The 25,466-nt window shown below is 49.6% G+C and carries 20 protein-coding genes; 14 read left to right on the top strand and 6 right to left on the bottom strand.

Annotated features, from left to right (window positions below):
• Positions 1–90: 90 nt before the first annotated feature.
• The gene (gene sstT, locus ACAN54_RS27125; RefSeq protein WP_379163100.1) at positions 91–1,320 is read right to left on the bottom strand and encodes a serine/threonine transporter SstT; all 1,230 of its coding nucleotides are present in this window, start codon (positions 1,318–1,320) and stop codon (positions 91–93) included.
• Positions 1,321–1,594: 274 nt separating this feature from the next.
• Between sstT and ACAN54_RS27120 the strand changes: the two genes are divergently transcribed.
• Complete coding sequence (locus ACAN54_RS27120) at positions 1,595–2,500, top strand: GNAT family N-acetyltransferase (protein ID WP_379163097.1); 906 nt, start codon at positions 1,595–1,597, stop codon at positions 2,498–2,500.
• Positions 2,501–2,584: 84 nt separating this feature from the next.
• Here ACAN54_RS27120 and ACAN54_RS27115 read toward each other — a convergent pair whose 3' ends face one another.
• The 3 genes from ACAN54_RS27115 to ACAN54_RS27105 all read right to left on the bottom strand — a co-directional run bounded on the left by ACAN54_RS27115 (position 2,585) and on the right by ACAN54_RS27105 (position 7,258).
• Positions 2,585–4,360, bottom strand: coding sequence for an ABC transporter ATP-binding protein (locus tag ACAN54_RS27115; RefSeq protein ID WP_379163094.1), 1,776 nt, complete (start codon positions 4,358–4,360; stop codon positions 2,585–2,587).
• A complete protein-coding gene (locus ACAN54_RS27110) occupies positions 4,347–6,122 on the bottom strand; it encodes an ABC transporter ATP-binding protein (protein ID WP_379163091.1) in 1,776 nt (591 codons plus the stop codon). The genes ACAN54_RS27115 and ACAN54_RS27110 overlap by 14 nt, the downstream gene beginning before the upstream one ends.
• A gap of 146 nt (positions 6,123–6,268) precedes the next feature.
• Positions 6,269–7,258, bottom strand: coding sequence for a DUF4003 family protein (locus tag ACAN54_RS27105; protein WP_379163088.1), 990 nt, complete (start codon positions 7,256–7,258; stop codon positions 6,269–6,271).
• Between the two features lie 195 nt (positions 7,259–7,453).
• On the opposite strand from ACAN54_RS27105, the gene ACAN54_RS27100 reads away from it, so the two are divergent.
• The 7 genes from ACAN54_RS27100 (at position 7,454) to ACAN54_RS27070 (ending at position 14,535) form a co-directional block, all read left to right on the top strand.
• Positions 7,454–9,007, top strand: a complete 1,554-nt coding sequence (locus tag ACAN54_RS27100; protein ID WP_379163085.1) for a glycosyltransferase family 39 protein — start codon at positions 7,454–7,456, stop codon at positions 9,005–9,007.
• Positions 9,008–9,009: 2 nt separating this feature from the next.
• Entirely contained in the window at positions 9,010–9,321 is a 312-nt protein-coding gene (locus ACAN54_RS27095; RefSeq protein ID WP_379163082.1) for a hypothetical protein, read from the top strand.
• Between the two features lie 269 nt (positions 9,322–9,590).
• On the top strand, positions 9,591–10,613 hold the full coding sequence (locus tag ACAN54_RS27090) for a LacI family DNA-binding transcriptional regulator (protein ID WP_379163346.1): 1,023 nt from the start codon (positions 9,591–9,593) through the stop codon (positions 10,611–10,613).
• A gap of 388 nt (positions 10,614–11,001) precedes the next feature.
• A complete protein-coding gene (ulaA, locus tag ACAN54_RS27085) occupies positions 11,002–12,243 on the top strand; it encodes a PTS ascorbate transporter subunit IIC (protein ID WP_379163079.1) in 1,242 nt (413 codons plus the stop codon).
• A 24-nt stretch (positions 12,244–12,267) separates the two neighbouring features.
• Positions 12,268–12,615, top strand: a complete 348-nt coding sequence (locus ACAN54_RS27080; RefSeq protein WP_379163076.1) for a cupin domain-containing protein — start codon at positions 12,268–12,270, stop codon at positions 12,613–12,615.
• A 35-nt stretch (positions 12,616–12,650) separates the two neighbouring features.
• Positions 12,651–12,776, top strand: coding sequence for a hypothetical protein (locus ACAN54_RS27075; protein WP_379163073.1), 126 nt, complete (start codon positions 12,651–12,653; stop codon positions 12,774–12,776).
• Between the two features lie 61 nt (positions 12,777–12,837).
• The gene (locus ACAN54_RS27070) at positions 12,838–14,535 is read left to right on the top strand and encodes a hypothetical protein (protein WP_379163070.1); all 1,698 of its coding nucleotides are present in this window, start codon (positions 12,838–12,840) and stop codon (positions 14,533–14,535) included.
• Between the two features lie 78 nt (positions 14,536–14,613).
• Here the strand turns inward: ACAN54_RS27070 and ACAN54_RS27065 are convergent, their stop codons facing one another.
• Positions 14,614–15,177 (bottom strand): GNAT family N-acetyltransferase, encoded by a 564-nt coding sequence (locus tag ACAN54_RS27065; protein WP_379163067.1) that lies wholly within the window; start codon positions 15,175–15,177, stop codon positions 14,614–14,616.
• Between the two features lie 294 nt (positions 15,178–15,471).
• Positions 15,472–16,353 carry a LysR family transcriptional regulator gene (locus ACAN54_RS27060; protein WP_379163065.1) on the bottom strand — a complete coding sequence of 294 codons (882 nt, stop codon included), beginning with the start codon at positions 16,351–16,353 and terminating at the stop codon, positions 15,472–15,474.
• 99 nt (positions 16,354–16,452) lie between these two features.
• Here ACAN54_RS27060 and zwf point away from each other — a divergent pair, with 99 nt between their 5' ends.
• The 6 genes from zwf to ACAN54_RS27030 all read left to right on the top strand — a co-directional run.
• On the top strand, positions 16,453–17,964 hold the full coding sequence (zwf, locus tag ACAN54_RS27055) for a glucose-6-phosphate dehydrogenase (RefSeq protein WP_379163062.1): 1,512 nt from the start codon (positions 16,453–16,455) through the stop codon (positions 17,962–17,964).
• 39 nt (positions 17,965–18,003) lie between these two features.
• Complete coding sequence (gene fsa / locus ACAN54_RS27050; RefSeq protein ID WP_074113640.1) at positions 18,004–18,672, top strand: fructose-6-phosphate aldolase; 669 nt, start codon at positions 18,004–18,006, stop codon at positions 18,670–18,672.
• Positions 18,673–18,708: 36 nt separating this feature from the next.
• Entirely contained in the window at positions 18,709–20,127 is a 1,419-nt protein-coding gene (gene gndA, locus ACAN54_RS27045; RefSeq protein ID WP_379163058.1) for an NADP-dependent phosphogluconate dehydrogenase, read from the top strand.
• A gap of 170 nt (positions 20,128–20,297) precedes the next feature.
• Positions 20,298–20,645, top strand: a complete 348-nt coding sequence (locus tag ACAN54_RS27040; RefSeq protein ID WP_379163055.1) for a YciI family protein — start codon at positions 20,298–20,300, stop codon at positions 20,643–20,645.
• Positions 20,646–20,693: 48 nt separating this feature from the next.
• On the top strand, positions 20,694–21,179 hold the full coding sequence (locus ACAN54_RS27035) for a VOC family protein (RefSeq protein ID WP_379163053.1): 486 nt from the start codon (positions 20,694–20,696) through the stop codon (positions 21,177–21,179).
• 575 nt (positions 21,180–21,754) lie between these two features.
• A partial coding sequence (locus ACAN54_RS27030) for a beta strand repeat-containing protein (protein ID WP_379163050.1) occupies positions 21,755–25,466 on the top strand: 3,712 nt, incomplete at its 3' end.

Here is a 25,466-nt window from a genome sequence, read left to right as displayed (position 1 = left end):
TCCCAGGGAACAGGAAGTTATAGCCATTAACCGGGACAAAAAAAGCAGAAGACCCAGTTTGGCGGGCCTTCTGCTTTTAATATATTCTTCCTACACATTAGTCACATATTCCGTGCCTTCTTTACGATTCTTTGCGTATTCAGCGGTGGCGGTGAATAGTACATCCGAAGATGAATTCAGCGCGGTTTCAAAGGAGTCTTGCAGAACACCGATAATAAAACCTACCCCCACGACCTGAATCGCAATATCATTCGGGATGCCGAAGATGCTGCATGCCAGAGGAATGAGCAAGAGGGACCCTCCGGCAACACCAGAAGCACCAGCAGCAGATATAGCGGATAGAACACTCAGTACAAGTGCCGTACCGAAATCCACTTCAATGCCAAGCGTATGAACCGCTGCGAGTGTTAGGACGGAAATAGTAACCGCTGCGCCGGCCATGTTAATCGTGGCACCTAGCGGAATGGAGACCGAATACGTATCCGGGTCAAGCTTCAGTTTCTCACACAACCTCATATTGATAGGAATGTTGGCAGCTGAACTTCGGGTGAAGAATGCGGTAATGCCGCTTTCCTTCAGGCAGGTGAACACTAGCGGGTATGGATTTCTGCGAATATTCACGTATACAATTAACGGATTTACTACAAGCGCTATAAATAGCATACATCCAACCAAGACAAGAAGTAGTTTCCCGTAATCGAGCATGGAGGAAAGTCCGTTTGCTGTAATGGAATCAAACACAAGTCCCATGATTCCCAGCGGCGCCCAGTTGATAACCCATTTGACAATCTGGGATACGGCATCTGAAAAGTTGGTAAGCATGGTCTTGGTATTGTCATGGGCATTTCTTAGTGCAACGCCAAGCAGGAGAGCCCAAGCCAGGATACCGATGTAGTTGGCACTAAGCAGGGCGTTTACCGGGTTGTCGACCACTTTGAACAGCAGTGACTTCAATACTTCCACAATCCCATCAGGTGGAGTTAGGTCGGTGGCCCCTTTTACCAGTGACAAGCTTACCGGAAAAATAAAACTGGCAATAACGGCAATCAGTCCCGCCAGGAAAGTACCTACCCCATAAAGGACAAGAATCCCTTTCATATTGGTTTTTTGGCCTTTTTTGTGTTGAGAAATGGCGGACATTACCAGGAGCAGGACCAAGAAGGGTGCAACCGCCTTTAGTGAAAATACAAATAAAGAACCAAAAAGAGTGATCCCTGTTGCATTAGGAACCAATAAAGCCAAAATAACACCAACGATAATTCCGATCATGATTCTTTTCACCAAGCTCATCCGATTCCACTTATGCAGTACTGTTGTCATGTATTCCCTCCGGGTTCATTGTGGAAATATAACGGAGCCCAGCCGAGGCTGTTAAGTGGCTTGTTAATATTTTTGTTAGTTTATCATGAAAATTGCCGACTGTGGGCGTGTGGAAAGAATTGTACTAGAATAGTCACTTTAATCATTTAAAACATTAAACCGGTATATCATCTGAGCCTGTAAAAGATGCCTATACAATAACTCTACCTTGCTGAATTCCGCATACAGGCCCACAATTTACTTATACTCTTTTAACAGGGGATGATCTTTGTAAATGAATGACTTTATCATTCGAAATCTGCTGGAGACAGACGTGGTGCAAATCGAAAGACTGGACTGTATTCTTAATCTGCTGGTGCGTTATCATGGTGATCTGGATAAAAGAAATATGTTCTGCGCGGTTAATGGGGATGAGGAGATCGTAGCCGTGGCCTATCTGATGGAGCATGATACCTTTCATGCGGTCCGGCCGGCGGAGGACAGAAGCTTTATCCGCTACCTGACCTGTGAGATTAACTTTGCGCAAGGTAAGGAGGATGAACGTCTCAAGGATGCTCTGACCGCTGCATTGATTGAACGGTCCAGAGCAATCAAAGCGCAGTATCCGGATAAACGGATTGTGATAGCCCAATATATAGACGCAGATAATATGAACGAATTGAGCTATTATCTTGCGCGAGGATTTACGATCTTTAATACAATTGTGGTCTTCAAATTTGACCTGGAGCGGGAGATTCCCCGGTATCCGTTACCGGAAGGGGTACGGGTGACGCCTTATGCGCTGGATAACAATGAGTCTCTGGAGAAGTATCACCAGGCGGAGCTTGCTTCCTTTGACGGCGTGGCGTGGAGCATGAACCATTTGAGATGGATGCAGGGGGCGCAGGAAAAGGTTAATTTCTGTGCGTTTCACGGCAGCGAGCTGATCGCTAATACCTCTACATGGAGAATATCCGAGGAGAGAAGTGCAACAGAGAATGTGTTTGTCATTCCGGAATGGCAGAAGCATGGCGTCGCCCGGAGCATCATCTGCACCGCGCTGGATCACCTGAAAAGGCAGGGGAAAACCATAGCTACCCTGGGAACTCACGGAACTAATCAGAAGGCCATCCGCCTCTACACGCAGATCGGCTACGAACTGTACGGATTCAGACTGACGGTTGGCTACGAAATTGATTAACCGGGCGGCAGAATCCAATGAATACAGAAAGCCCCCGGTTCCAAGAACCGGGGTCTTCTTCTGCTATGGTAACTTTTCTGTATCTCAGGCTTCCATCTTTTGCGCCGAATACAATCTGTAATACAGGCCTTTGCGGGCTATCAGCTCATCATGTGATCCGCTCTCCGCAATGCCTTTGTTCGAGACATACATGATACGGTCGCAGTTCCTGACGGTGGACAGCCGATGCGCGATAATGAACGAGGTTCGCCCCTTGAGCAGTTCATTCAGGCCCTTTTGCAGCAGCCGTTCCGTCTTCGCATCGATGGAGGAGGTCGCTTCATCCAGGATGAGAATCCGCGGATTGGCGAGCAGTGTTCTGGCAAAAGAGATGAGCTGCCGCTGTCCCTGTGACAGCTTGGAGCCGCGCTCATTGACCTCGGTCAGATAACCCTGATCAAATTCACGGATGAAGTCGTCGGCACAGACCGCTTTGGCGGCAGCGATGACTTCTTCTTCCGTAGCATCCAGCTTCCCGTAACGGATGTTGTCCAGAATGGTCCCGGAGAAGATGAAGCTGTCCTGGAGCATAATCCCCATCTGACTGCGCAGAGACTTCAGGGTGATCTCAGAGATATCCTGTCCGTCGATCAGAATTCTACCTCCGGTCAGGTCATAGAAACGCGAGATCAGATTGACGATCGTTGTTTTACCGGCACCTGTCGGTCCAACCAGGGCAATGCTCTCCCCGGGTTTGACATCGAAGGAGATATTCTCCAGGATGTTGAGCCCCGGATCATAGGCAAAAGTCACATTATCGAATGTGACCCGGCCATCAACGGGCGGAAGTTCCAGCGCATCAGGAATATCGCTTACGGTAACCGGCTCATCCAGTGTCTCAAAGATGCGCTCCAGATAGGCTACAGCATTGATGAAGTTGTTGTACAGGTTCGAAAGGTTCAGAATCGGCTGCCAGAAGCGGGCGGCGTAGCTGCTCATAGCCAGAATAACGCCAAAGGTTACATCCTTGGGATCCAGAGTTAGCAGACCCACCAGGAAAATCAGGGCTGTAACGATGGTGGACAGGTTATCTACCGAAAAAGGAATCAGCATATTGTAAGATACTGCACGCATCCATTCCTTGCGGAAATTGCCGGACAGCCGTGTGAATATCCCTTCATTCTGCTGTTCACGGGAAAAGATCTGTGTCACACCAATGCCGGTAATGCTCTCCTGCGTATAGGCGTTCAGATTGGAGCTTTTGTTGGATACAGCCTGCCAGGCGCGCCGCTGACGGGTTTTGATCAGCAGCATGATGCCCAGGAATACAGGCAGTCCTGCAAGAATGACGAAGGAGAGCCTCACATCCACGGCGAACATGAATGCGGCGATAAAGATGAGATTGACGATCTCCAGAATAAAGTTGATAATCCCGTTCGATAACACATCCGACACCGCATTGACGTAGTTCACGACCCGGATCAGGATTTTGCCCTGCGGACGGTCGTCATAATATTTGAAGGGCAGCTCCTGCAAGTGCGCGAACAAATCTGTGCGGATGTCAAAAATAATATCCTGCCCGACGCTCGTCATAATCCTTGAGCGGATGGTAGCCAGAATGACGCTGACCACGATGGTCAGCAGCATCAGCAGCGACCACCATAGCAAGTGAAGCTTCTCTTTGGCGGGGATCGTTACGTCAACGACATGCTGCATGATCAGCGGGGCTGACAAGGCGATGGCTGCCGAGAGCGCACTTAGTATAAACGCCACAATCATCGGTGTCTTTTTCCGCCGGATATAGACCATTGCACGGCGGAAGTGCCTAATGTCAAAAGGAGACTCCAGATTCTCGTCGACGTCGAATTTATTCCTGGCCATGAGCCATCACCTGCCTTCCAATACCCTCGTTCTGCAGCATAAACACATCATAATAATAGCCCCGCTGTGCCAGCAGTTCGGCATGGGTGCCTTCTTCGATCAGTCGTCCGCCATCCAGGATGAGGATCCGGTCCGCTTGTGCAGTGGTGGATACCCGCTGCGCGATGATCAGCTTCGTGCAGGGATAATCCAGCCCGCGCAGACTGTTCTGGATGTGCTCCTCCGTCTCTAGATCCACTGCGGAGGTGGTATCATCCAGAATCAGGATGGACCGCCGGACAGCCAGGGCGCGGGCGAGCGCAATGCGCTGCTTCTGCCCGCCGGACAGGCCGACGCCGCGCTCTCCGACCACGGTATCATACCCTTCAGGCATACGGACAATGAAATCGTGGGCGGCTGCGAGTCCGGCATAGGCTACAACTTCATCCTCCGGAAGCTCGGGATTGCCATAGGCAATGTTTCCGTCGATGGTATCAGAGAACAGGAGAACATCCTGGGTGGCCATGCCGATATTGCCGCGCAGCTCGTCAAGCTCCAGCTCACGGACGTCAACACCGTCTACCAGCACACGCCCGCCGGACACGTCATAGAAGCGGGGAATCAGATTGATCAGAGTTGTTTTGCCTGATCCTGTTGAGCCCATAATCGCAATCGTCTCGCCAGGTTCCACCGTGAAGCTGACATCGTCCAGAACGGTTGCCGTGTCGTATTTGAAGGTGACATGCTCGAAGGTAATCCGGCCTTCATAACGGCGTGTGATGAGGGCATTATGCTCGTTAACAATAGCGGGCCGGGCGTAATAGATCTCTACGATCTTGGTCAGGCTGGCGAAAAAACGCTGAATGTCATTGATAATAATGCCGATATTGCGCATGGGGTTCGATATAGCCCAGACCAGCGACGAGAAGGCTGCGAACTCCCCGAAGGTGATCCGGTCATTCATCAGGTACAGCCCGCCGACCAGCAGCAGGATCACATTGAAGCCCTGCGCGAAGGTTTCCAGATACGGGAAGTAATCGAGCCATACCAGTGCTGCCTTTTTGTTCGCTGTGGAAAAGTTGACGTTCTTTTCGCTGAATTTCTTAATCTCATACTCTTCGCGGGCGAATGCCTTAACTACCCGGTTGCCTGAGATGTTCTCCTGCGTGGTTGTGTTAAGCTGGGACAGCCGCTCGCGCAGATCCACATACATGGGGCGTACGTGCTTGGCAAATATGTAGGCCACGATAAAAATCAGCGGTGACAGGGTGAGCATCCACAACGTCAGCCCGGGGTCGATACTGAAAAAGTAGATAACGGCGGCCGCGAAAATCGTGAGCGATTCAATGATCGTTTTGAAAATCCAGGCCATGGAGTGGCGGACCATGTCCAAATCCCCTGTCATCTTGGTCATGAGATCGCCGGTGCGGTTATGGTCGTAATATTCCCGGTCCTGTCCTTGAATCTTGTTGTACAAATAAATGCGGACGCGGTACAGCATGTTCTGCGACGAGCGCTCATATTGCATGGTTGTAAAATAAGCCAGTCCTGTGCGCAGCAGGGAAAAGCCGATCATCCCCAGGACGAGCGCGATGAGCAGCCCGCGCTCTGTCGTCAGATTCTGTACGGCATCGTCTCCGGCTATGAACGTATCGACAATACGCTGGCTGAGGTACGGATTCACAATCGTCAGACTTGAGCCCGCCACCGATAGGCATAGCGCCATAATGTAGCGAGCCCGGTTTCCCTCCAGATTCTGCCACAGCCATTTCAGTTCAAACATTTGATCACCTGTTTCTGCATGTTCTATCCTTGCCATGAAGGAGTGAATAAATCAAAGTGATTATAACACTTACATGCAGCCAGCAACGGGAAATGAGAAATTTTCTTGTTACAATCGATTGAACTTTTGAATGCGCATCCAAAGGTTTAACTTGAACTTGAAGAGGTAGCAGCAGCCGATGCGGCAGCGGCAGCAGCTATGGCGGTTTGCTGGGCGATGATAATGTTGGTAATGCTGGTGGAGAGCATCGTGGTGACTACACCGCTTTTGGCTTCATCTACGTATTTGAAGGCTACCATAGCAGCCGACAGCAGGAGCAGCTCCTGCTTCGTAATGGACCAACTGCCAAAGCCCTTTTGCGTGCGCAGAAACTCATAAGTCTCCGAGACATCGTTCACGATGTCCGCCTCGCTGCAGGGCAGCAGTGATAAGACGCCAAGGGAGGACAGGGTGTATTCTTTATCCAGCCGCAGCCCTCTGGCGCGGAAGGCATCGCGCAATGCAAGAACGTGAGCCGCTGTGTCCGAGGAGTCTTCCCCAAGAACCAGCACCTGCGTCAGCGCCTGTACACTGTTACCGGACAGAAACTCTGGCTTCAAAGCCGCATAGAGCTGCTCCATTCGAGTCACACCGTTATGAATATCGATATCGGAGAGGCCAAGCATGGCAGCGAAGATATAATCATCCTGTCCTGTAAGGAAACGGTGGTGTGCTTTCATGCTGTCGTAGAATGCTTTTGCCCGTTCAATGGTCCGCAGGTATTGATCGGGTGTAGTATTCGCTGCGATCTGATAGGCGGCAACGACGAGATAGTCAGAGGCTCTGAACTTGGCATCCTTAAGCATTTCATAGATAGCCAATGTGTCTGTGAGTTGTCTCTCTTGATCTACAGCCAGTGAGAGCAGGGCAGCAATGCTGATTGCGGTAGTGCCCCTAAATGAAGAGAAGCTTCCGGTATGTTCTTTAATCAGTTCAAAGCTGGCACGAATCGCGTCACTGTCGGCTATTTTGTTCTCGGCAGTATACAGCAGTGCCGCCAGGCGGTTGACCTGTGCGTTTTTCCAGGCAAATCCTTTTTTGACTCTCTGGGCGTTCTCTGCAAACAATTCAAGCCTGGCCGTATAGGGCTCTTTCATCGAATACACTCCTTATTTTAGACTGTGTGAATAGCATATGTTCTCCTACGTAAGTTCTTTCTCCACCGTTCCGGGTCTATCCTGCGAGATTTCATCTCACATTCAACTGATTTTCAGATTGGACTATTATACTTCTTCTATATATCAAGGCATGTGATGAAAAGAACACTGACACTGCCGCTAGGGAGGTTGTCCATGGTAAAGGGAATTCAACGAACATTGTATATCATGCTGTCTTTAGGGATAAGTCTGTTTATCGCGTCCTCCTTTTTTTTTCGTGCGGAATATAATTATTTTGCATACGGTGACGTGCCTATTCTGGAACAGCAGAAGCTGGTTCTGTATATTGTACTGATCGCTGCCGTTCTTGCCTTAAGCTTCGTGCTGTATAGAATGTGCCTGAAGCTTGATAAGTACAGCCCGAAGATAGTCATTCCGATGACGCTGCTTTTTTCCTGTGCCATCCAAGTCGTGATTATTTTCCTGTTTACCCGTATGCCGACAGATGATTCGCAAACGGTGCTTTCCCTGGCGATGGATATGCTGTACCAGAAGGATTACTCTTCTTTTGACACCAGTGGTTATCTGCATATGTTCCCGTTCCAATTCTCAATGGTTCTGTATCTGAAGACACTGCTGTACTTGTTCCCGGATAACTATCTGGTGATCAAAAGCTTCAATATCCTGTTCTCGATGGTCACTACGCTTATGATCTACTTGCTGTACAAAGAGCTCAACACGACATCCAAGCGGAATGACTATGGCGTCCTGGTCTTTGCCGCCACTTACATTCCTTCATTGTTCATGAGTAATCTCATCTATAACGACGTGATTGCCACCGCTTTTCTCACAAGTGCCTTATATTGTGCGGTAAGATTCGTCAGAACTACTTCGCTGAGGGATATCCTGTTCGCAGCGATTCTGCTGGCGGTCGGGAACTATTTCCGGAGTATTGGCGTTATTGTTCTGATTGCAGTGCTGCTTACCCTTCTGTTTCACATGCGGACCCTTGGGTTCACCAAGCTCATCATCGCGATAGGTATGACGGCAGTGCTCTTCAATGTTCCGGCCTGGACGCAAAATGCTGTGCTTCAGGGAACAAATATTGTGGAAGAGCCGGTTAATACAAACTCAGCGCCTGTCTACATGTGGCTGAATATGGGGATCAATCTGGAGACTTTTGGCTTCTGGGATAACCGGGAAAGCTACAGTATTTATCAGCAGGATGCGGGCTATAACAAGGCGGAAAGTACGAAGCTGTTCAAGGAATCCATCGCAGATAAGTTCTCTGCGGCCACGGCTGGCGAGTTAGTGAATATGTATTATAAAAAGCTGATATGGACCTGGACCGAGGGGACGTACCAGATGGAGCGGTATGGGATGGGCAATGAAGGTTCGTCCAGTAATGGCGGAAGAATGAACTTCGTCATGGACAGCTATGTCTACAATACGTTTGCTTCGGACTGGTTCAAGGGAGATTCGGATGCCAGAAGAGGATTGATCTGGATGATGTATGTCCTGAATATGGTGATGTACGCTGGTATTCTGGTCCGGCTGATCGGTGGAATAAAAGCTGGGCGGTATACCGAGACCCCCCTGATCCTGGTGATTCTGGGGTTCATCGGATTCTATCTGCTCTGGGAGATCAAGTCGCGGTACATATATCCGGTGTATCCGCTGCTGATCGTATTTTCCTATATGGGATTTAAGGATGTACACGATTATATATTCAGAAAGAAGGTGTCATAAGGATGCGGACCAAGAGAAGGGATTTCGCCGTGCTGCTTGTAGTACTTAGCTGTTCCATGGTGCTTGTCTCCTGTGACGCAATTACCGCCCAGCAGATCACCAATACAGGCTCCGGCTCCAGGATGAACGGCTTCCCGGGAATGAATGGCGGTACATTTAAAGGTGGAGGCCGGGGGAACGGCGGTTTTCCTGGTGTGAACGGCGGGACGCGAAGAAACGGCGGGACGCCAAGAAATGGCGGTCAAGGGATGAACGGCGGATCAACCGATGGGTCGACTGGCGGAACAACAGACGGATCAACAGGAACCCAATGAACGTGTTTCCTCCACTTTCTGAGCTTTCTTCGAAAGCTTGTGAAGAGTGCTACCGAATGGATATGGATCCACCTTGCTCCAATTCCCACTCTACCTGATTACGTTCAATGAATACTCAGCTTCTAAGGTGAAATTATGCATGGGAAGCCTAAGGTATCCCGCTGGAGCCGTCCCTTGTCCAGATAAAGACATGCCCTGCGAGAAGGTATATAATACAGTAGAACTCACAAGTAGGGTAACGGATGGCGTTGCAGGAGGTTGAATATTTGATGGTAATCACGATGAAGGAGGTTGCGGAACGTGCAGGGGTGTCGAAGAGTACGGTTTCGCAGTTTCTAAGCAAAAGATATAACTATATGAGCCTGGACACCAAGCGGAAGATTGAGCAGGCGATTGAAGAACTTAACTACATACCCAATGAGGTGGCACGAAGTCTCAAGCATAAGAAGACATTCATTGTCGGGGTGATTTCTTCCACCATTTTATCGAAGTTTACTACGGAAGTTGTGCGTGCGATAGAGGATGAATGCCAGCTCAAAGGGATCCAGGTCATTGTCTGCAACACCGATGATGATTCCCTCAAGGAGAAGAATTACGTCCAGTCGATGATTGCCCGGCAAGTAGATGGGCTGGTCATTTTTCCTACCGAGGAGAACAAGAAACTGTATGTTTCCATGGTCAAAAACGGGTATCCCTTTGTGTTTGTGGACCGGAAAATTGATGATATTAGCGTAGATACGGTGCTTCTTAATAACGAAAAAGCCAGCGGGCTGGCTGTCGAAACCTTTATTCAGCATGGTCATAAGCACATTGGAATTATCACCTTCCCTCTGGGTAAAAAGACAATCACCACACGTATAGAGCGGCTGTCCGGTTACCGGAAGACTATGAAGCAGAACGGTATCCCTGTGGATGAAGGTTATATCAAAAACGGCAAGCTGGAAGAGATGCCAGCCCTTATAGATGAGTTGTTTCAAATGGAGCAACCCCCGACGGCGATCATCGCCACCAATGATATGATTCTGGAGCAGGTGCTGATCTATGCCAAAAACAACTCGCTAAGCATCCCCGATGACTTTTCCCTGATCGGGATTGATGATGTATCTTTTGCGGCTTTTTATAACCCGCCGATCACTACCATCTCCCAGCCCACCTTTGAGATGGGGAAGAGAAGCGCCCGGCTGCTGCTGGACAAAATCGACCAGAAGGAACAGGAGCAGGAGCATCCGTCTGACATTATCCGTTTGGACCCAACGATCAACCATAGAGAATCTGTACGAAGGTTAACTTGAGCGTTCTCTCTGAAACGAATACCGCCCCGTTAAGAGGGGCAGCCGTTTCTAATTGTCATTTTGGAAACGGTTTTATTTTTCCTATTGCAAAATGGAAATTCCACGTTATAATGATCCTATGATTCGAGTCATGAATACCCTTGCATTCCCGGATACTCCTGTTTTTAACAATGATAGCGCTATATATGAACAGAGGGGAGGACTCTTGAGCTTAGAGGATTATATTTTTGAACTTGGTTGTGATTTTGTTCACAAGATTAGGTTTACGGTTTGTTTGTAACTCCCTGAGCGGGAGAAAATTTTTTGGATTATTACTAAATCGATTTAGTAAATAGCGAAATTACAAAATAAATTAAGAAAGTAGTTGGAACTCATCATGCATATGTTTATGAGCATTATCAGGGAACCATCCATCATTATTGCGATTGTAACACTGCTTGGTCTTCTTTTTCAGCGTAAAACCGTGCCTGAAGTCATCACCGGAACGACCCTTTCCTTCATGGGCTTCACCATGATTAAGGTCGGCGGCGGAATTCTGGGGGGAGTGCTTACCAACTTCAGCCAGATTTTCTCCTACGCTTTCAATCTCAAAGGGGTTGTACCGAGCAACGAAGCGATCATGTCCCTGACCATTGATCAGATCGGTGCGGATGCGGCACTCATTCTGTTGTTCTCCATGATTCTTAATATCGTGCTTGCACGGGTAACCAAATTCAAATACATTTATTTGTCTCTTCACCTGGTTCTGTTCATGAGCTTTGCAGCTACTGCAGTAATGAAGGGCCTCGGTCTTAGTTCCGTAGTTACGATTATCGTCGGTTCGCTGGCGATCGGCAGCTATATGGCGGTGTTCCCTTACCTGCTCCGAAATGCCAGCAGAAATATCATCAAGTCAGATGAATACACGATTGCCCATGCGTCCATGATTTCGTACATACTCGGTACATACCTGGGCAAAGTCTTCGGGAACAAAGACAATGACACCGAAAATGTCAAAATCAATGACCGGATCAGCTTTTTGCGGGACTCCAATGTGGCGACTACGCTGACCATGCTGGTGCTGCTGCTTGTATCCGGACTGGTTGCCGGACCTGACTATGTAACCAAATTAGCGGATGGAAAAGAATATATCGTCTTCATCCTTGAACAGTCTGCCATCTTTGCGGCCGGGTTGTATATCGCCAAGGCGGGTGTTAAGCTGTTCACAACGGAAATTGTCCCGGCTTTCAAAGGATTCTCGCAAGTGTTTGCTCCAGGCGCTATACCTGGCGTGGATGTATTGGTTCTTTTTGATAAAGCACCCAACTCGGCACTGGTAGGATTCCTGACCAGCTTCTTCACTGGAGTAGCCTGTGTCTTCCTTTTCCCGCTTGTGGGCTTGCCGGTTATTGTCCCTGGGATTATGGCCTGCTTCCTGGCCGGTGGTGCGGCTGCGATCTTCGGCAACTCCAGCGGTGGTTTCAGAGGCGCTATCATTTCCAGTTGTCTCAACGGGTTCCTGCTCTGCCTGCTGCCTGCGCTGACCCTGCCGCTGTTTTCTTACTTGGGAGCCGAAGGGGTAACCTTTGCAGATCCGGATTTCACTACGCTGTCCGGTGTACTGTGGGCTATTTTTCATTGGTTTAACTAAATCGATTTAGTGGAGGAATTGTTTATGTTTTTCAAAGATCAAGAGATTCAGACAGATACCGTCGACAGCAATACTACACGTAAGGTGCTGGCGCATAGCGAGCAGATTATGTATGCCAAAGTGATGTTTGCGAAAGCTCAGCAAGGGGAGATACCGCTTCATAAGCATGTCCATGAACAGGTAACTTATGTGCTGAAGGGAAGCTTTCAATTTATGATCGATAACGGTGAAACCCAGGATGTGCAGATCGTCAAGGAAGGCGACACCATCCACTTCCCGTCTGATGTTCTGCATGGCTGCATTCCGCTGGAGGATAACGGCATCCTGCTGGATGCATTTACCCCGGCACGTGCGGATTTCCTGAAGAAATAGTAGAAATGTGAGAAGAGAAGTATGAGAAGATACGTATGAGAAAATACGCCGTACCGTTTGATCAGTGTCAGAAGCTGATGAAATTGGACGGCGTGTTTTTTATTTTCCAGCAGGGTGAAGGTTTCTGGGGGGGTGATCTTGTACTGCCGGATAACCGATAAAGTCTATATGGGAGCCGAAACGTCTTCTGTAAATCGAATGAAGTCATGGAGGAAATGAAGGATGAAAAGGTTTTTCAGGTTACTGCTGGTCCTATTATTGGTTGCACCAGCACTAAGCAGGCCAGCGTTTGCCGGCAATACGGTGCAGGCTGTGCTGACGGACAGCAAGACATATTTTAATGGAGAGGAGCAGTCGCTATACGGCTTCAACATAGCGGGCAGCAACTATTACAGTCTGCGGGATATCGCCAAGCAATTATCGGGAACGGCTAGTCAGTTCGATGTGACTTGGAATAAACAGCAGAACGCAGTAGAGATTGTAACAGGACGGGCCTATACGCCTGAGGGGTCAGCCAACAGCAGTTATTATAGCCGCAGCAAAAAATACATAGCCTCACTCTCCGCTTCCAAGCTCCTGGTCGATGGAACGCAGCAGCAGATTACAGCCTATACGATTGGGGGCAGCAATTATTTTCAATTAAGAGATTTGTCGGGCAAGATTCCATTTGACGTTGAATACGACAATCAAGCCAATCGGATATCGGTCTTCTCGAAGATTCCTGATAATGCCTATCGGGTGAAAACAGCGTTTGCCGCCAAGGATAACGGTGAAACTTCCGATTTTCCAAGATGGAAAAGTCCGGTCACCTCATACCTGGTCAATAATCAGGATCAGACGGTAAGTGTCATAGAGGCCAATAAAGTGATTACCATTGAAACCTACAATGAGAAGTATGACTTGATTGCCAGCAACAAACTGGCTTATGAGCTTCCGTTGTTCGGGGCTTTTTATAGCGGCACGAAATATAACTATATCGCTTTTGGGCAAGAGAATAAGGAAGAGAACAATGATAAAGAAGTGATTCGTATTGTCCGGTATGATAAAAGCTTCAATCGGATCGACAGTGTCTCTATTAAAGGCGGGGAGAGCTTTACGATAGAACCTTTTGAAGCGGGTTCCGGCCGGATGGCGGAGTACGGGGATACCCTGGTGCTACACACCGCACGTAAAAGATACACCACATCCGATGGATTGAATCATCAGTCCCAGCTTACGATTATGGTGAATACATCAACCATGAAGGTGACTAATGATCTGGGGCGATTCCAGAAAAACCATGTCAGTCATTCCTTCGATCAGTATGTATTGTTTGACGGCAGTACCCAGGTTCTTGTGGATCATGGGGATGCTTATCCCCGCTCGGTTGTGCTGCATAAAGGGGACGGTAACAGCTATAGCGAGGTAGATTTGTTTGAGATTCCAGGTAATATTGGAGCGAATTGTACAGGGGTTTCTATCGGCGGATTTGAAATGTCTGCGGGCAGCTATATCGTTGCCATGAACAGCGTGGACCATTCTGCAGTTACGGAATATACCTCATATGAGATGGTAGGACTGAAGATTGACCAGCGGGATATCATACTTAGTGTGCTCCCCAAGGCCAGTATGTCCAGTGCTTCTGTCCAGCACACCACTTTGGCTAAATATGTAGGAACAGACAAGATCGCATCGATCCCTAAGCTGGTTAAAATCTCGGAGGACAGGCTGATGGTGCTGTGGCAGGAATTCGATAAGGAAGGGAATTCCGGCGACCTGAAATATGTATATATTGATGGCAACGGGCAGGCCACAGGAGGTATCCAGACCCTCGCGCATTTTGCCTTATCTGAGACCAATCCTGTTATTGTCGGTGGAGAAGTTGTCTGGTACACCAACAACCAGGGCAGCCGGTTATTTTACTCGATTCCGTTGAAATAATGCGGGAGGCGCTTGATATTAGAATCGGCATTCAAACTGATCAAGGTTTGAGTGCCAATTTTTTTTATTATGCTGATATTAATCCTTATTCTTTTTTAGATAATAATTATCAAAAGGTATAAAGGGGTTATCCTCTAGCTTAATAAAATGGTTATCCTCTACGGCTTGAATTCTTTCGATATCATCTGTTGTGACTTTCGTAATAATATTGTCTATCCCAAAATCTATGTAAAAATGATCAGTTACTATTTGTAGAATCTCGGAAAAAATGGCCCGATCCTCAAAGGATGAAATTATGTCAATTCTCAGAATGCCTGATTGGCATACACCATCCAAAAACCTAGTTGTATTAGGGATGGGTGCTAATTCAATGGTTCCAATTACTTTATTTAGCTGCTTGTAACGTACACTCCATCGAATGAAAAATCTGGCGTCGAATTCTTTATTCCATGCATTAATCCCTTGTCTAACATTATCTATACTGGGACAATCCCATTCGCCGCCACAATTATCATTATTCATATGGCCTTTCGTTATCGGGTCGGAATAACATTCAAAAAGGTCTTTTGCATCTTCTTCTTTAACCTTTGTGAATACTAAATGATCGGTTTCATAGATTGGACAATGTTCAAATGGATTCATAATATTCATCTCCTTGACTCACCTTCCCGAGTAATATAGATCTTTATTTTAGAACATTTGTTTGTATTTATCGATGAAAAATACATTATTTTCATATTGGGCTTTTCCAATAGAGCGCATAGAAGGAACCGGGTTTTGAGTGTCTTTTAAGGAAGGATGATGTTCCTTCGTTCTGGTTCATCGTCCAAGGATGAAATCGTACGGGAACAACGGCAGAAATGCCGTTGTTGAAGCCCCGGGGATGGGGTTGCGGCTTAATAACGGCAAAATGCCGTTGTCCATGCCCCAACCATCCTACTTCGTAAGCTCAATAAACTTGCTTGCGGCCGTCGTCAGCGGCATGTTGCGCATGGTCATCATGCCCACCTGGGCAGGGGGCAGCTGCACGTCGAGCTTAATCTCGAAGAGGGAGCCTTCTTCCAGCTCCTTGGACACGAATTCACGGGTGACGAAGGAGATGCCGAGTCCCTTGCGGGCGAATTCGATCAGCAGGCCAACGCTGCCGACCTCGAATTCAGGCTTCAGCTCGTAGCCGTAGCCCTGGAACAAATCTGTGATTGCCATACGCGCCCGGCTGCTGCGGGAGAAGAGGATGATGGGATACTGAAGCAGCTCCTCGATAGAGAGCACCTTCTGATTCAGCTCCGCATAATGGCAGCCTGCGATGAAGCAGTCTTGCAGCTGCAGCCCCTGCCGCACTTCAAGTTGGGGATCAGAGATGGGCATGCGAACTACTCCGAGATCGACGAGCCCTTCTTTTAAATAGGAAATGACTTCCGGTGTGGTTCCATGGATCAGATGCAGCCGGATGCCGGGGTAACGCTGATGAAAGATTTCAATAAAAGGCAGCAGATAATGCTTGAACAGGGAGTCACTGCCGCCGATACGCAGCTCACCGTTGTCGAGGTTCTTGAGCTCAGTCATCTTCTTCTCGGCTTGGGTGATCAGAATGTGCGACTGCTCGATATAGGAGTACAGGGTGGCGCCTTCCGGAGTCAGGGTGACACCTTTGGAATTCCGGGTGAAGAGATTGAGGCCAAAGCTGTCCTCCAGTTGCTTAATAGCATGGCTGACGCTCGGCTGGGTAATATAGAGGGATTTGGCGGCTTGGGTCAGGCTTCCGGTCTTGGCAGCCCAGTAAAAAACCTTGTACAGTTCAAAATTGTTCATAGACATGGTCTATAGCTCCTGTGAAATATATTAATTACTTGTATGGGTCGTATTTGTATTATAGTGTAACCAGGAAAGTTAAACCAGAGCAGAAGGAGAATGGAGATGGAGGCAACCACATTTGTTTTGTTTGGAGCGACAGGAGATTTAGCCCGAAGAAAAATCTATCCTGCGCTGTATAATCTGTTTCTCGATCACAAGCTGCACCATTCATTCTCTGTGATTGGTCTTGGAAGAAGAGAAGTGGCTGATGAAGCCTTTCAGGCGATGGTAGAGCGGTCGATCCGGGACTTTTCCCGGCGGGAAGTAAAGGATTCCGCATCCGTGCGCAGCTTCCTGAAGGCCTTCCGATATAATGTGCTGGATGTCGGGCACACTGAGGATTATCTCAAGCTGCTGCAGCGCGTTGAACAGCAGGAAGTGGGGATGGGGAAATCCCCTAACCGGATGTTCTATTTGTCCGTTGGTCCTGAGTTTTTTGAACCGATTGCCTTGAATATTAAAGAAAGTGGTCTGGGTGCCGCCAAAGGCTGGAAACGTCTGGTCATTGAAAAGCCCTTCGGCCATGATCTGCAGTCTGCGCAGGAGCTGAATTTGAAGCTGAGTGAAGCTTTTTCGGAGGATGAAATTTTCCGGATCGACCATTACCTCGGCAAACCGATGGTGCAGGAGCTGGATGTGTTCCAGCAGACGAATCCGGTGCTTCATGCCCTGTGGAACAACCGCTACATTGCCAATGTGCAGATTACCGCAGCGGAAACTGTGGGCGTGGAGGAAAGAGCGGGCTATTACGATCATGTAGGTGCGCTCAGAGACATGTTCCAGAATCATATGCTGCAGCTGCTCATGATGCTGGCCATCCGGCTGCCGAAGGACAGCTCTGCAGAAGAGGTCCGTTTCAAGAAGAAAGAAGTAATGGAAGCACTACAGCCGCTGAAAGAAGCAGATGTCCAGTTCAATGTGATCCGTGGGCAGTACAGCGCAGGCTCTATCCAGGGTAAATCGGTCCCAGGCTATACCTCTGAACCGGGAATTGCAGCAGGATCTAAGAACGATACTTTTATTGCAGCCAGACTGCAGATCGATGATCCTTTCTGGAAGGGTGTTCCTTTCTATATCCGGACCGGGAAAAGAATGAAAGAGAAATCGACGCGCATTGTTATAGAGTTCAAAGAGCCACTCAAGCAGAATTCGTCAGCGGCTGAGGATGATATCCCTAATCTTCTGGTGTTCGAGATCAGTCCGAACGAAGGCATTACCCTGCAGCTCAAGGCAAGAGATCCTCAGCATAAAGGAAAGTTCAAGGCGATGCACATTGATTTTCATACCAGCTCTATTGAAGTGCCGGAGGCTTATGAGAATCTGATATATGATGCTTTGCATGGAGATCCGTCGTTTTTCGCGCATTGGAATGAGGTGGAGTTGTCCTGGAAATGGGTGCAGCCGATCCTGAATGCTTTTGCCCAAAATACTGTTCCCCTGTATCCCTATGCTGCAGGCACGTTTGGCCCCGCCGAGTCGGATCAGCTTCTGGCAAAAGACGGGCATCACTGGTGGCTCGACGCTGCAAATGAAGAAGAAATTGAACTTTCTTTGCCCGATGCTTCAAATTTTTAATACTGTAATTCATTCAACTAAAAATGGAGGTTTATGAATATGAAATTTTTTATCGATACGGCTAATGTGGAAGACATCCAAAAGGCATACCAGATCGGCGTCCTGTCCGGTGTTACCACGAACCCATCCCTGGTCGCTAAAGAAGGCGTGAAATTCGAAGACCGCATTGCAGAAATTCTGCGTCTCGTGCCTGAGGTGGAGTCGGTATCCGCCGAGGTTACACCGGATGCGGTTACGGCTGAAGAGATGATCGCACAGGCTAACGAACTGATCAAGATCAATAACAACGACAAGAACATTACCATTAAGCTTCCGATGACGCTCGCAGGCCTGGAAGCCTGCCGCTACCTTACCAAAAAAGGTGTAAAAACCAACGTAACCCTGATCTTCACTGTGAACCAGGCGCTGCTCGCTGCCCGTGCTGGAGCTACCTATGTATCGCCATTCCTGGGCCGCCTGGATGATATTTCGGAGGATGGAGTCCAGTTGATCGTGAAAGTTGCTGAACTGTTCCGTATTCATAACTTGGGCGCGCAGATTATCGCCGCATCGGTCCGTCATCCGGATCACGTAACCCGAGTAGCGATGGCTGGTGCGCATATTGCCACCATTCCATTCAGCGTCATTGAGCAAATCTCCAAGCATCCGCTGACTGATCAAGGACTTGAGAAGTTCGCCGCCGACTGGAAAAAAGCACCGCAGGTCTAATACGGTCCAGCACATATATAGGGAGGTCTATTAACGATGGGTAAACAGCAGATTGGTGTGGTCGGTTTGGCCGTTATGGGCAAGAATCTGGCCTTGAATATGGAGAGCAAAGGGTTCTCGGTGGCCCTGTACAACCGTTCCCGTGAGAAAACGGATGAGCTGCTTGCAGAAGCAGCCGGTAAAAACTTCGCCGGTGCTTACAGCATCGAAGAGTTTGTCGAATCTCTGGAGACACCTCGCAAAATCATGATTATGGTCAAGGCCGGCAAGCCGACAGATGATACGATTCAGCAGCTGGTGCCGCATTTGTCGCCGGGGGATATCCTGATTGACGGCGGGAATGCCTTTTTCCCGGATACGCAAAGACGGAACAAGGAACTGCAGGCCCAAGGCTTCCGCTTTATCGGCGCAGGGGTATCCGGTGGTGAAGAAGGGGCGCTGAAGGGACCGGCGATTATGCCGGGCGGACAAAAGGATGCCTACGAACTGGTGGAGCCAATCCTGACAGCCATTTCCGCCAAAGTGGACGGTGATCCTTGCTCTACCTACATCGGAGAAGACGGTGCAGGACACTATGTCAAAATGGTGCATAATGGCATCGAATACGGCGATATGCAGCTGATTGGCGAAGCATACCAATTGCTGAAGGATGTACTGGGCCTGGACACCAATGAATTGCATGAGATTTTCTCAGAGTGGAACCGCGGGGAGCTAAACAGCTATCTCATTGAGATTACAGCCGACATTTTCGCTAAGGCTGACCCGGATACCGGCAAACCGATGGTCGATGTGATCCTGGATTCCGCCGGACAAAAGGGAACAGGCAAATGGACAAGTCAAAATGCCCTCGATCTGGGCGTTCCGTTATCCATCATTACCGAATCCGTCTTTGCGCGGTTCATCTCGGCGATGAAGGAAGAACGCGTGGCGGCAAGCAAACGTCTGAAGGGTCCTGAAGTTAAGGGCTATGACGGCGATGCCAAGGAATTCATTGAGGCGGTCCGCAAAGCGCTATACGCCAGCAAAATCGCCTCCTACGCCCAGGGCTTTGCCCAGATGAGAGTGGCTTCGGACGAGTATAACTGGAACTTGAGCTATGGCAGCATTGCGATGATCTTCCGCGGGGGCTGCATCATCCGCGCAGGCTTCCTGCAGAATATCAAAGACGCCTATGACCGCGACCCTGAACTCAAAAACCTGTTCCTGGACGAATACTTCAGCGGTGTAGTGCACAACTATCAGGAAGCCTGGAGAGATGTAGTTGCGATTGCCGTCAAAAGAGGAATTCCGGTTCCGGCGTTTGCCTCCGGACTGGCCTATTATGACAGCTACCGTTCCGAACGTCTTCCTGCCAACCTGCTGCAGGCACAGCGGGACTACTTCGGAGCCCATACCTTTGAACGGCTGGATCAGCCGGGCAGCTTCCATTTTCAATGGATGGACAACAACGAATAAACAGTAACGAATAAACAGCAAATCATGATTGTTTATAGATTTACCAGGAGTCCGGGCGATTAAGTCCGGGCTTTTTGGTGAAGAAAGAAGGCAGCGGGAATTATCAGCAATTCAGAAGAAGTCCAAGCCCTTGCTTTGTACTATAATGTAGGAGACAAGGGGGCAAGCCAATGCATACATTCCTGTTCGTATTTCGTATGGATATCACCACCATGGAAGCACAGCCTACGCCAGTACAAATGCAAGCTTACATGGAGCAGTGGGGAGAATGGATCAGCAGTCTTGCTGCACAGGACAGACTTGCAGTAGGCGGGAATCATCTATCTGCAGAAGGCAGAGTTCTGCGGCCCCATGGCATTACAACAGTTGGACCCTACACCGAGCATAAAGAATCCGTGGCCGGGTATATCCTGGTAAATGCAGAGGATATGGAGGAAGCGGTTCAGCTTGCGAAGGACTGCCCGATTCTGCTAGGTGAAGGTACCAGTGTAGAAGTGAGACCCATTGCAGGAATGTAGAGTTGAATAAGGTACCAACTGTACAACAACATTTAGGAGGGATCGGTAATGCCGAAAATTGTCACGAATCTATGGTTCGATACGGAAGCGGAAGAAGCGGCGAAATACTACACCTCGATTTTTAAAAATTCCAGAATCTTGAATACCTCTTATTATGGGGAAGGCGGCAGACGTCCAGCCGGGTTGGTGATGACGGTGACGTTTGTGCTGGACGGACAGGTCTACACTGCACTCAACGGTGGCCCGGAGTTCAAATTTACGGAAGCGATCTCGCTGATGGTGAACTGTGAAGGACAGGAGGAGGTCGACGAGCTGTGGGAGAAGCTGTCCGAAGGCGGCTCAGAAGGACCGTGCGGTTGGCTGAAAGACAGATACGGTTTGTCCTGGCAGATTTTCCCGACTGAAGCGGGGAGATTGCTGAGTGATCCGGATCCTGTCAAAGCACAAAGAGTCATGCAGGCCATGCTCCAGATGGGCAAGCTGGACATTGCCGCGTTAGAGCGGGCTCGTGAGGGCAGCGGAGAACAACTCTAAGGAATGGACAACTGGAATAGAAGTGAACAGAGGGCTGTCCCGTGAGTAGAATTTTCTACGAACGGGGCAGTTTTTTTGCTTCGACGAAGTGACCAAAGGATGAAAATGGAAAAGCATATTAAATAGACTATCTTGCCGCTAATATCACTTTCATTCTCGGACACCTAGGAAATCAGGAAAATACTCCATAATAGGTATAGTGAATTTATCGGGTTTGATCTATCTTGTTATTATTGTGACTAAATTCAGTGGAGGTAATTATGGCTAATAGTTTAAGGCGAAAAGCAAGAATTCACAGTTCGCAAGTAAACGTAGTAAAGAGGGTTTTTATCCTCGTATTGGTTCTTATATTTGGAACGAACACGTTAATGATTGCAAGTGCTTATACCCCCGCAAACGGTATTACAGATTTCAATTCAGTTAATGGACCGCTCATAGTATCTGGACCGTCTACTGGTCTAGGACTAAAGGCGACTAATATTAATGGATATGATTTTGTGCTCAAGTCAAGCAGCGCAACAAATTGCTACATTGCTGCAGAACCCCTAACAGGTCAAACCAATCTTATAGACGGAGTGAGCGATGACGGAACTCCATTATCCTATATGGAAGTGTCTTCAAACAGCGGACAAATATTTGATCTTCAGTCCGTAGATATTGCAATGGCTGGTTCAAGTGCAGGAATAGGTGGAAATATTCAACTTATAGGGTATCAAAATGGCTCAGTCGTTACTGGAGCAACGATGTCACTATCTGTTATGGATGTATATGTTGGAGGTCAACTTGTTACTTTTAATGTGTCTTCCAATACTAAGTTTGTAGGTATTGATAAATTTCGTATCCAGACCGATGGATCTTATCAAGTTACCGGGGCTTTCGGAATCGACAATATCAATGCAGTTAATTTCAGAAACTTAAACACAACACCTGTTTTTATTGGTGCAACAACCAGTTTTATCGTAAATCAAGATTCAAGTGCAACAGATATCAAAGGTCTGCTACATGTAAGCGATACTGATTCAAGTCAGGTAGAGACATGGTCACAAATTACGTCGCCAAATCATGGGACACTCCATTTCTCAAGCGCAACAGCAGCCAGTGGCAGTACTGATATTGCACCAGGAGGAACCATCACCTACACACCTGCCAGCGGATATGCAGGGACTGACAGTTTTATTATTCAAGTTAGTGATGGTACGTCAACTGCGATAAGGACAATTACGGTTACAGTGAATGCCAATCCGACCTACACCGTAACGTATAACGGAAACGGGAACACCGGCGGTGCGGTTCCGACTGACAATAGCAGCTATCAGCAGGGGAACACGGTGACGGTGCTGGGGAACACTGGAGCACTGGTGAAGACGGGCTATACGTTCGCAGGCTGGAACACTGCCGCTAACGGAAGCGGCACCGACTACGCGACGAATGCCACCTTCAGCATGGGATCGGCGAATGCCACCCTCTATGCGAAGTGGACAGCGAATCCGACCTACACCGTAACGTATAACGGAAACGGGAACACCGGCGGTACAGTTCCGACTGACAATAGCAGCTATCAGCAAGGGAACACAGTGACGGTGCTGGGGAACACGGGAACGCTGGTGAAGACGGGCTATACGTTCGCAGGCTGGAACACCGCTGCTAACGGAAGCGGCACCGACTACGCTTCGAATGCCACCTTCAGCATGGGATCGGCGAATGCCACGCTCTATGCGAAGTGGACGGCCAATCCGACCTACACCGTAACGTATAACGGAAACGGGAACACCGGCGGTGCGGTTCCGACTGACAATAGCAGCTATCAGCAAGGGAACACGGTGACGGTGCTGGGGAACACAGGAACGCTGGTGAAGACGGGCTATACGTTCGCAGGCTGGAACACTGCCGCTAACGGAAGCGGCACCGACTACGCTTCGAATGCCACCTTCAGCATGGGATCGGCGAATGCCACGCTCTATGCGAAGTGGACGGCCAATCCGACCTACACCGTAACGTATAACGGAAACGGCAACACCGGCGGTGCAGTTCCGACTGACAATAGCAGCTATCAGCAGGGGAACACGGTGACGGTGCTGGGGAACACAGGAACGCTGGTGAAGACGGGCTATACGTTCGCAGGCTGGAACACTGCCGCTAACGGAAGCGGCACCGACTACGCTTCGAATGCCACCTTCAGCATGGGATCGGCGAATGCCACGCTCTATGCGAAGTGGACGGCGAATCCGACCTACACCGTAACGTATAACGGAAACGGGAACACCGGCGGTGCGGTTCCGACTGACAATAGCAGCTATCAGCAAGGGGACACAGTGACGGTGCTGGGGAACACCGGAACGCTGGTGAAGACGGGCTATACGTTCGCAGGCTGGAATACGGCTGCTAACGGAAGCGGCACCGACTACGCGACGAATGCCACCTTCAGCATGGGATCGGCGAATGCCACCCTCTATGCGAAGTGGACAGCCAATCCGACCTACACCGTAACGTATAACGGAAACGGGAACACCGGCGGTGCGGTTCCGACTGACAATAGCAGCTATCAGCAGGGGAACACGGTGACGGTGCTGGGGAACACAGGAACGCTGGTGAAGACGGGCTATACGTTCGCAGGCTGGAACACTGCCGCTAACGGAAGCGGCACCGACTACGCGACGAATGCCACCTTCAGCATGGGATCGGCGAATGCCACCCTCTATGCGAAGTGGACAGCCAATCCGACCTACACCGTAACGTATAACGGAAACGGCAGCACCGGCGGTGCGGTTCCGACTGACAATAGCAGCTATCAGCAGGGGAACACAGTGACCGTGCTGGGGAACACGGGAACGCTGGTGAAGACGGGCTATACGTTCGCAGGCTGGAACACTGCGGCTAACGGAAGCGGCACCGACTACGCGACGAATGCCACCTTCAGCATGGGATCGGCGAATGCCACCCTCTATGCGAAGTGGACGGCCAATCCGACCTACACCGTAACGTATAACGGAAACGGCAGCACCGGCGGTGCGGTTCCGACTGACAATAGCAGCTATCAGCAGGGGAACACAGTGACCGTGCTGGGGAACACGGGAACGCTGGTGAAGACGGGCTATACGTTCGCAGGCTGGAACACTGCGGCTAACGGAAGCGGCACCGACTACGCGACGAATGCCACCTTCAGCATGGGATCGGCGAATGCCACCCTCTATGCGAAGTGGACGGCCAATCCGACCTACACCGTAACGTATAACGGAAACGGCAGCACCGGCGGTGCGGTTCCGACTGACAATAGCAGCTATCAGCAGGGGAACACAGTGACCGTGCTGGGGAACACGGGAACGCTGGTGAAGACGGGCTATACGTTCGCAGGCTGGAACACTGCGGCTAACGGAAGCGGCACCGACTACGCGACGAATGCCACCTTCAGCATGGGATCGGCGAATGCCACCCTCTATGCGAAGTGGACGGCCAATCCGACCTACACCGTAACGTATAACGGAAACGGCAGCACCGGTGGTGCGGTTCCGACCGACAGCAACAGCTATCAGCAGGGGAACACGGTGACCGTGCTGGGGAACACGGGAACGCTGGTGAAGACGGGCTATACGTTCGCAGGCTGGAACACCGCTGCTAACGGAAGCGGCACCGACTACGCTTCGAATGCCACTTTCAGCATGGGATCGGCGAATGCCACGCTCTATGCGAAGTGGACGGCGAATCCGACCTACACCGTAACGTATGACGGAAACGGCAGCACCGGTGGTGCGGTTCCGACCGACAGCAACAGCTATCAGCAGGGGAACACAGTGACGATACTGGGGAACACCGGAACGCTGGTGAAGACGAGTTATACGTTCGCAGGCTGGAACACTGCCGCTAACGGAAGCGGCACCGACTACGCTTCGAATGCCACTTTCAACATGGGATCGGCGAATGCCATTCTCTATGCGAAGTGGACGGCGAATCCGACCTTTACCGTAACGTATAACGGAAACGGGAACACCGGCGGTGCAGTACCGACCGACAGCAACAGCTATCAGCAGGGGAACACGGTGACGGTGCTGGGGAACATCGGAACGCTGGTGAAGACGGGCTATACGTTCGCAGGCTGGAACACTGCTGCTAACGGAAGCGGCACCGACTACGCTTCGAATGCCACCTTCAGCATGGGATCGGCGAATGCCATTCTCTATGCGAAGTGGACGGCGAATCCGACCTACACCGTAACGTATAACGGAAACGGGAACACCGGCGGTGCAGTACCGACCGACAGCAACAGCTATCAGCAAGGGAACACAGTGACGG

The organism is Paenibacillus diazotrophicus (assembly GCF_042610465.1).
The sequence above is the reverse complement of the archived record's forward strand: the minus strand, read 5'-3'. Positions and strand labels throughout refer to the sequence as shown.

Bases quoted from the DNA above. Each gene is read 5' to 3' on its own strand.
- sstT (WP_379163100.1), bottom strand. From the start codon at position 1,320: ATGACAACAGTACTGCATAAGTGGAATCGGATGAGCTTGGTGAAAAGA.
- ACAN54_RS27120 (WP_379163097.1), top strand. From the start codon at position 1,595: ATGAATGACTTTATCATTCGAAATCTGCTGGAGACAGACGTGGTGCAA.
- ACAN54_RS27115 (WP_379163094.1), bottom strand. From the start codon at position 4,360: ATGGCCAGGAATAAATTCGACGTCGACGAGAATCTGGAGTCTCCTTTT.
- ACAN54_RS27110 (WP_379163091.1), bottom strand. From the start codon at position 6,122: ATGTTTGAACTGAAATGGCTGTGGCAGAATCTGGAGGGAAACCGGGCT.
- ACAN54_RS27105 (WP_379163088.1), bottom strand. From the start codon at position 7,258: ATGAAAGAGCCCTATACGGCCAGGCTTGAATTGTTTGCAGAGAACGCC.
- ACAN54_RS27100 (WP_379163085.1), top strand. From the start codon at position 7,454: ATGGTAAAGGGAATTCAACGAACATTGTATATCATGCTGTCTTTAGGG.
- ACAN54_RS27095 (WP_379163082.1), top strand. From the start codon at position 9,010: ATGCGGACCAAGAGAAGGGATTTCGCCGTGCTGCTTGTAGTACTTAGC.
- ACAN54_RS27090 (WP_379163346.1), top strand. From the start codon at position 9,591: ATGGTAATCACGATGAAGGAGGTTGCGGAACGTGCAGGGGTGTCGAAG.
- ulaA (WP_379163079.1), top strand. From the start codon at position 11,002: ATGAGCATTATCAGGGAACCATCCATCATTATTGCGATTGTAACACTG.
- ACAN54_RS27080 (WP_379163076.1), top strand. From the start codon at position 12,268: ATGTTTTTCAAAGATCAAGAGATTCAGACAGATACCGTCGACAGCAAT.
- ACAN54_RS27075 (WP_379163073.1), top strand. From the start codon at position 12,651: ATGAGAAAATACGCCGTACCGTTTGATCAGTGTCAGAAGCTGATGAAA.
- ACAN54_RS27070 (WP_379163070.1), top strand. From the start codon at position 12,838: ATGAAAAGGTTTTTCAGGTTACTGCTGGTCCTATTATTGGTTGCACCA.
- ACAN54_RS27065 (WP_379163067.1), bottom strand. From the start codon at position 15,177: ATGAATCCATTTGAACATTGTCCAATCTATGAAACCGATCATTTAGTA.
- ACAN54_RS27060 (WP_379163065.1), bottom strand. From the start codon at position 16,353: ATGTCTATGAACAATTTTGAACTGTACAAGGTTTTTTACTGGGCTGCC.
- zwf (WP_379163062.1), top strand. From the start codon at position 16,453: ATGGAGGCAACCACATTTGTTTTGTTTGGAGCGACAGGAGATTTAGCC.
- fsa (WP_074113640.1), top strand. From the start codon at position 18,004: ATGAAATTTTTTATCGATACGGCTAATGTGGAAGACATCCAAAAGGCA.
- gndA (WP_379163058.1), top strand. From the start codon at position 18,709: ATGGGTAAACAGCAGATTGGTGTGGTCGGTTTGGCCGTTATGGGCAAG.
- ACAN54_RS27040 (WP_379163055.1), top strand. From the start codon at position 20,298: ATGCATACATTCCTGTTCGTATTTCGTATGGATATCACCACCATGGAA.
- ACAN54_RS27035 (WP_379163053.1), top strand. From the start codon at position 20,694: ATGCCGAAAATTGTCACGAATCTATGGTTCGATACGGAAGCGGAAGAA.